General features: G+C 69.3%; 7 protein-coding genes. 4 read left to right on the forward strand and 3 right to left on the reverse strand.

Annotated features, from left to right (window positions below):
* Window positions 1-241: 241 nt before the first annotated feature.
* From AB0K51_RS31775 to AB0K51_RS31785, 3 genes are all read left to right on the forward strand, one after another.
* A complete protein-coding gene (locus AB0K51_RS31775; protein ID WP_363461199.1) occupies window positions 242-412 on the forward strand; it encodes a hydrophobic protein in 171 nt (56 codons plus the stop codon).
* 230 nt (window positions 413-642) lie between these two features.
* Window positions 643-1,668 (forward strand): YhjD/YihY/BrkB family envelope integrity protein, encoded by a 1,026-nt coding sequence (locus AB0K51_RS31780; RefSeq protein WP_363461201.1) that lies wholly within the window; start codon window positions 643-645, stop codon window positions 1,666-1,668.
* The gene (locus tag AB0K51_RS31785) at window positions 1,665-1,958 is read left to right on the forward strand and encodes a hypothetical protein (RefSeq protein WP_363461202.1); all 294 of its coding nucleotides are present in this window, start codon (window positions 1,665-1,667) and stop codon (window positions 1,956-1,958) included. The genes AB0K51_RS31780 and AB0K51_RS31785 overlap by 4 nt, the downstream gene beginning before the upstream one ends.
* A gap of 172 nt (window positions 1,959-2,130) precedes the next feature.
* Here AB0K51_RS31785 and AB0K51_RS31790 read toward each other — a convergent pair whose 3' ends face one another.
* Window positions 2,131-2,265 carry a hypothetical protein gene (locus AB0K51_RS31790; RefSeq protein ID WP_363461204.1) on the reverse strand — a complete coding sequence of 45 codons (135 nt, stop codon included), beginning with the start codon at window positions 2,263-2,265 and terminating at the stop codon, window positions 2,131-2,133.
* Window positions 2,266-2,310: 45 nt separating this feature from the next.
* Here AB0K51_RS31790 and AB0K51_RS31795 point away from each other — a divergent pair, with 45 nt between their 5' ends.
* Window positions 2,311-2,541 carry a hypothetical protein gene (locus tag AB0K51_RS31795; protein ID WP_363461206.1) on the forward strand — a complete coding sequence of 77 codons (231 nt, stop codon included), beginning with the start codon at window positions 2,311-2,313 and terminating at the stop codon, window positions 2,539-2,541.
* On the opposite strand, the gene AB0K51_RS31800 is transcribed toward AB0K51_RS31795, so the two are convergent.
* Window positions 2,531-3,982 carry a pre-peptidase C-terminal domain-containing protein gene (locus tag AB0K51_RS31800; protein ID WP_363461208.1) on the reverse strand — a complete coding sequence of 484 codons (1,452 nt, stop codon included), beginning with the start codon at window positions 3,980-3,982 and terminating at the stop codon, window positions 2,531-2,533. The two genes, AB0K51_RS31795 and AB0K51_RS31800, sit on opposite strands and share 11 nt — an antisense overlap.
* A 358-nt stretch (window positions 3,983-4,340) precedes the next feature.
* Complete coding sequence (locus tag AB0K51_RS31805) at window positions 4,341-6,149, reverse strand: glycosyltransferase (RefSeq protein WP_363461210.1); 1,809 nt, start codon at window positions 6,147-6,149, stop codon at window positions 4,341-4,343.
* Window positions 6,150-6,333 lie beyond the last annotated feature (184 nt).

Raw genomic sequence — 6,333 nt, forward strand, 5'->3', positions numbered from 1 at the left:
ACCGGCTGGACCCGCCGCTGCGCCCTAGGTCGAGCTGCGCCCGCCAGGTGAGCCCTCCTGACCATGGATCAGCGATACCGACAGTCGCACGACAGGCCGGCCGGGACGGCCTCGGGTACAGCCAGGCCGCCTTGGCCCGGCGGGATGCCGCGCACGTGGCGAACGGTCGGGTGAACGCGTGTGCATGCCCGCGCCAAGACGGGGAAGCCGAAGGCCATCACACGACGTGGAGGTCACTCACATGGTTCCCGTTCTTCTCGTTCTCCTGCTGGCCCTGCTCCTGTTCGGGGCGGGCTTCGCACTCAAGATCCTCTGGTGGGTCGCCATCGTGGTCTTCGTCCTCTGGCTGCTGGGCTTCATCGCCCGGGGCACCAACGCCTCCGGCAGCCGCAGCCGCTGGTACCGCTGGTAGTACGCCCGCTCCTGAGCTGCCACCGCCCTGGGCACATCGTCCCGATGCGCCCAGGGCCGCGCTCTCTCCACCGGAAGAAGTCAGCCGCCATGAGTACACCCGCCAGCCCCACCGGCCGGTCAGGCCGGTCGGGCCCGCGCCCCTCGGCTCTGCGGCGAGGGCGGCCGCCGTGTCCGGTTCGCCCACCGAGGCGTGACGGCGTTTCGGCCCTCGTTCGGGAACGGTGGTCCATGAGCGTGCTCGGCAGACTCGACGCCTTCCAACGGCACCACCGCTGGGTGGCAATGACGCTGGGCGTGGTCTACAAGTTCATCGACGACAAGGGCACCTACCTGGTGGCCCTGATCACGTACTACGGCTTCCTCTCCCTGTTCCCGATGCTCCTGCTGCTGGTCACCGTGCTGGGGTTCTCGCTCCGGGGCGACGCCCAGTTGCAGCAGCAGGTGCTGCATTCGGCGCTCAGTCAGTTCCCCGTCATCGGGGACCAGGTCGCGCACAACATCCATTCGTTCCACGGCAGTGGCTTCGCCCTGGGCGTCGGAACCGCGGGCAGTCTGTACGGGGCACTGGGCGTGGCGCAGGCCGTTCAGAACGCCTTCAACACGGTGTGGGCCGTGCCGGAGCATCGCCGGCCCACGGCCGTGGCCGCACGGTTGCGCGGGCTCGCCCTGCTGGGGCTGCTCGGTCTGGCGGTCGGCGCTTCGAGCGTCTCTGCCGCCGTCACCGCGACGGCGCACGGCCTGTCCGCCCGGCTGGAGTGGGGTGTGCGGGTCGGCTGTGTCCCCGCGTCGGTCGCCCTCGAGACCGGGCTCCTGCTCCTCGGCTTCAAGCTGCTGACCCGGCGCCACCTCCGCGTTCGCCTGCTGTGGCCGGAGGCGCTGGCCGCCGCGCTGGCCTGGCAGGCGCTGCTCGCGGTCGGCGCCTACTACGTGGGGCACGTGCTGCGCGGGGCGACCGCCACGTACGGGCTGTTCGGCATCGTGCTGGGCCTGATGGCCTGGATCTACCTGGGCGCCCTCACCCTCGTCGTCTGCGCGGAGAGCGCTGCGGTCCGCACCCGGCACCTGTGGCCGCGCGGCATTGCGGCCCCCTTCGCCGACGACATGCCGCTCACCGGTGCGGACCGCCGCGCCTACACGTCCTACGCCACCGCGGCCGCCTTCAAGACCTGCGAGGACATCAGCGTCGACTTCCGCCCGACCGCGGCCCCGGGCGCTATGGTGCCGCCCGCAACCGATGGACGAGGTCGACGATGACCAAGCGCACCGCCCGTCTGTCCGCCGTCGCCGTGACGGGCGCCGCCCTGGTCGCGGTCTCCGCCGCGGCCGCCTCGGCCGGCAGCGTCTCCGAGTCCTACGACCACGAGGTCACCGCCTCGACGGAGCACGTCTCCTACTCGGAGAGCGAGCACTACTGCTACAGCAGCGAGGACGAGGGCCGGGAGCCCACCGCCTACGGCCGCCACCACAGCGGGTTCGGCCACGGCCTGCTCGGGCGCGGGCTTGGTCATCCTCTGACCCGGCACCACCCCGCCACAACGGCCTGAACACCGGCCACCCAGCGAGTGGGGACGGGACCCTGGTGCACCACACTGCAGGCCCCGCCCCCGGGTGTGCGCGCCGCCGGATCGCCACGCGCACACAACCCCTTCGCGGCAACGCCCCTGCCGGACTGCCCACCATCCCCGGCACCACCCGAAACAGCCCTACCCAGCCCGCTCACGCCCACTGGATGCCGTGTTCGGCGAGGGCGGCGAGTTGATCGGGGGTCAGCTTGTCCCGCCGGCTCTTGGTGTTCGGGTCCGAGCGGGTGAGGGCGGACGGGCTGACCAAGGTCGACGACTTCGACTTCACCGGCCGGGGCGACGAGGTCCTGGTTGTACTCAACGAGGCGAACAGGTGGTCCGCGTCGACTCCGGCGGGACGGTTTGCACGGTGCTCGGGCCGGAGCACGGCCTGGAGAACCCCACCTCGATCGCGGTCAGGGCCGGCACGGTGTACGTCGCGAGCGCCGCGTACAAGACCCACACCGACCCGAACCTGCTCCTCGTCCCGCCTCGACGCCCCCATCGGGTCACGCTGACGGCCGAGCAGCCGCGGTCTCCCTGCTCGCTGGGAGTCAGTTCTTGACGATGCTGCAGGAGTAGGTCGCGCTGCCCGCGCCGCTGTAGGCCTCCAGGTCCGCGTAGTACGTGCCGCTGCTGGTTGCCGTCCAGCTGAGGGACTCGCCGACTCCCTTGCCGTTGTTGACCGAGCGGGTCAGGGTGCTGCCGCTCGAGTTCATGAAGTACAGGTCCGCGTCGTAGGCGGCGGGGATGGTGCAGGTCACGGTGGCGGTCTGGCCTGCAGTCAGGGACAGCTTGTAGTAGTCGCGGTCAGAGGTGGACTTCATGCTGCCGGTGACGGTCGCGGGGTAGGTGAGGCCGGTGATGTCGTCGGCGGCGCTGGTGCTGTCGTTCGGTTCGGCCTCGGTGTACGAGGAGCCCGTGCCGCCGCCGCCCCCGCCGCCGCAATCGGTGATCGGGGTACCGGAGTAGAGGTTGGCGTCGGGGGTGCCGCTGTGCACACTGCGGGTGTAGTAGCCGCAGGAGGGGCGATTCTTGAAGTCGAAGGTCTGTCCGGCGGTCAGGTGCCAGATCTTGAAGTTCGAGTAGGTGAGCGGCTTGCCGGATGCGGCCTGTTCGGGTTGGTGGTCGCCGAGCACGACGTAGGCGTCCGATCCCGAGAGGGTGGCCAGGCCGTTCTTGTCCAGGAACAGCGAGCCGCCGCCCTGCTCGACGCCCACGCCCCATGCCTTGCCGGACGTGGTCAGGCCGTCCTTCACGGCGCGCGCGACGAACGCCATGGTGCGGCCCATGCGGTCGCGGGTGACGAAGTGGGAGTCGTTGATGGTGTCGGCGTAGTTCGGCCAGGTGAACATGCCGGTGGTGAAGGTGACGCTGCTGTCGTAGGGGTTGGCGAGGGCGGTGGGGGAGTCGGTGCTCGCGTTGCAGGCGTCGTAGACGATGGCGCTGTTGATGTGGTGTCCGGCGCTGCCACCGCCGGAGCCGCCGCCCTTGGTGATGACGGACTGGACGGAGGCCTGCAGCGAGGTCCCCTTCCAGGAGGCGTAGACGCACTGGTTGCCGCCGGCGAAGTACACGAACTCGGCGTTGCGTACGTCGGCGTTGACCTGTGAGTTGTTGCCGTCGGCGGCGGAACCGACGACGTCGGTGGTGCAGGAGTTGACGCCGGACAGACCCATGAACACATCGCACTCGGGGCTTTGGCTCGTGCCGGTGGCGGCGGAGTCGGCGAGCACCGTGATGTCCATGCTTCCGCTTCCGCCCGTGATGGCGGCGATCGCCTTTGTCGCGGTGTCGGGAACCACGGCGCCGTCGCCGTTGAAGGTGAACGCGGGGCCGTTCCAGGAGGTGCGGGACACGTCGGTGGAACTGCCGAGGCGGATGCGGGTCACCGAAGCGTGCGCGTGCTGCGGCGCTGCGACTGCGCTCACCCCGGCAGCGGTGAGGGCGAGCGAGAGGAAGGCGGCGGATCTGGCGGACCGGAGTCCGGACAGGGTTGGGCGCATACGAGTCTCCTGTGTGTGGGGCAGCGCAGCCGCGGGGGAGGCTGCGCGTACCGGACGTTACAGCTACCTCGTTGCGTGCAACAGATGTAATTTCCATTCACGTCGCAAAGCTTTACCCAAGGGCTTATGCCGGGGCCGGAGCTCTTTGACAGGTCAGCATCGAGGCCATCACACGGTGCCTGTTGCCGGCCTTGTGGGGGCTGCGCCCAGGGCCCGGCAGGGCATCGATATGTGCGCCGTCCTGACCGAACGTCGGGTTCTGTGCCGACGTCAACCGAGGCGTACGGAGCAAGAGCTGACGCGAAGTCAGGACTTGGACGAGCTGTGCGCAGGCGAGGGAGAGGTCGGTGGATGCCTCTTATCGTCGGCCCGTGGACTGCCGTGGGTATGGTGAAGCCCGCATGAGTTCGTGGTACTCGGCAGCGAGGGACTCGGCCATGGCCGACGCCGAGAAGCGGGCGGTCACACTCTTCTGTCCTGCGGCAGCGATGTCCGCCAGCCCACTGGATGGGAGGCCGAGGAGTTTCGTCAGCCGGTCCGCCAGGGTGCCGACGGAGTCCGTGGGAAGAAGAAAGCCGTTCACACCGTCCTCGATGTAGTAGGAGACGCCACCGCGGAGCGGTCCGGCGGCAGCCAGCCCGGAGTCCATGGCCTCGAGCAGGGCGAGGCCGAACTCCTCCTTCGTGCTGGGGCAGACATACAGGGCGGGACCGGTCCAACGGCCGGAGGCGAGTGCCCGTTCGAGGATCCGGACGTGGCGGTTGGGCAGGGCCGGCCAGATGGCGATGTGGCGGCGGGCATCCGGCTCGCGCGAGAGCAGCTTGCTGATTCTGGCTCGCATCTCCCTCTCGACATGTGTGGAGGCCTCACGGCCCGACCCTCCGATAAGGAGGATCGTGGTCGATCGGTGAAGGCCTGACTCGAGCCAGGCTTCTACGAGCAGGTCCTGCTGTTTGACAGGGTGTAGGCGGCCGACGTTGAGGATCAGGCGCATGGCGCGCGCCGTGTGGTCGATGCCCTCCGGGTGGCTGCCGCCACAGAAGAGCCGAGTCATGAGGGAATCGGTGATCTCGTCGTCGCCGGCGCCAGGAACAAAAGGAGGAATCCCCTCGGGGGGTGCAGCGATCCTTCTTGCGCCGAACGTCTTGGCCAGCTCGGGAAAGTAGCCCGACAGCGCAGGAGAGTCCGTACGAGAGGGGATCGTGACCAGGAGGTCTGAGCGGGCAACGAGGCGGTCGCCGACGAAGATTTTGTGCAGGTCCAGCCTCAGGGCTGAGGCGGGTTCGTCGCCCGATGCAACCGGCACGCCGTGATGCCGCTCTGCCATGGTCCGGTGGGGATCTGGCGTCACGGTGAACACGAACCGCGAGCCGCAGCGGCGAGCCGCGTCCGCCATGGCAAGGGAGCTGTCGTCTGCAAAGCGTGCGTGCAGGAGGTCCGGAGCAGCGCCAGGCAGTTCCAGCAGGCGGCTCGACCACCACGAAATCGCAGCACGGTGGCGGATCGCGGTCGCCGGTTCCATTGCCTCGGCATCGGGCACGGGAATCCTGATCGCCCAGTGGCCGGTGCCGAGTTGCTGAACCAGCGCGTCGGATCCGTGAAGGCCGGCGGAGTCCATGAGGACGACGGTGAGGACTCGCGAGACGTGATCGGTCTGCGCCATGGCATCGCCAAGCCCAGCGATCAGTACGCTCATACCGCCGCTCAGGCCGACGCCTGGCTCGCCGAGTTGCCCCATCAGCATCGACTGCGCTGCGACCAGGCCGCCGCCGGGACGCGCGGGCAGGTTTCGAACGGCTCTCCGGAAATCGGCACCCAGCGCGGTGCCGGGTTCGCACCGCTCCCAGGCCGCCGACAGCAGCAGCAGCTCGTACGGGTCCGACGGACTGTGCGGGCGTCTCGGCAGCACGTGGCGTCCGCCGGGGATTCCGGAGAGGTAACGCAAGGCCGCATGCCGCTCGCCTGGATCTCCGCTCCGTGCGCGGCCGGCACACTCGGCGGCGGTCAACGGCCAAAGAGCGTGCGCATCCGCCAGATCGAGCAGGCACGCGGCCTCTGCGGCCGGCAGCGGAAGAATGAGGCGGCGACGCAAGGCTGACCGTGCCCGGGGCCGGCCGCCGGTGCTGACCGCCAGCGTCCAGGCCTCCGAGAGTGCGCTCTGGACCATCGGCGTCCCGCAGGCCGCAGTCACGAGCCCGAGGGGCGCGCTCGGCGTGCCGTCCCTGACTGCTCTGCGAAGCTGCGCCGCCAGCCGGTGGTCGTGTCCCGTGGGGTGGTGTAGTGGTGGTGCGCCAACGGTCATGAAGTAGACGGGAGTTCGTCGAGGCCGGGGTTGTCGGGGTAGATCTTCT

The organism is Kitasatospora sp. NPDC049285 (assembly GCF_040678815.1).
GTDB lineage: Bacteria > Actinomycetota > Actinomycetes > Streptomycetales > Streptomycetaceae > Kitasatospora.

Bases quoted from the DNA above. Each gene is read 5' to 3' on its own strand.
- AB0K51_RS31775 (WP_363461199.1), top strand. From the start codon at position 242: ATGGTTCCCGTTCTTCTCGTTCTCCTGCTGGCCCTGCTCCTGTTCGGG.
- AB0K51_RS31780 (WP_363461201.1), top strand. From the start codon at position 643: ATGAGCGTGCTCGGCAGACTCGACGCCTTCCAACGGCACCACCGCTGG.
- AB0K51_RS31785 (WP_363461202.1), top strand. From the start codon at position 1,665: ATGACCAAGCGCACCGCCCGTCTGTCCGCCGTCGCCGTGACGGGCGCC.
- AB0K51_RS31800 (WP_363461208.1), bottom strand. From the start codon at position 3,982: ATGCGCCCAACCCTGTCCGGACTCCGGTCCGCCAGATCCGCCGCCTTC.
- AB0K51_RS31805 (WP_363461210.1), bottom strand. From the start codon at position 6,149: ATGGTCCAGAGCGCACTCTCGGAGGCCTGGACGCTGGCGGTCAGCACC.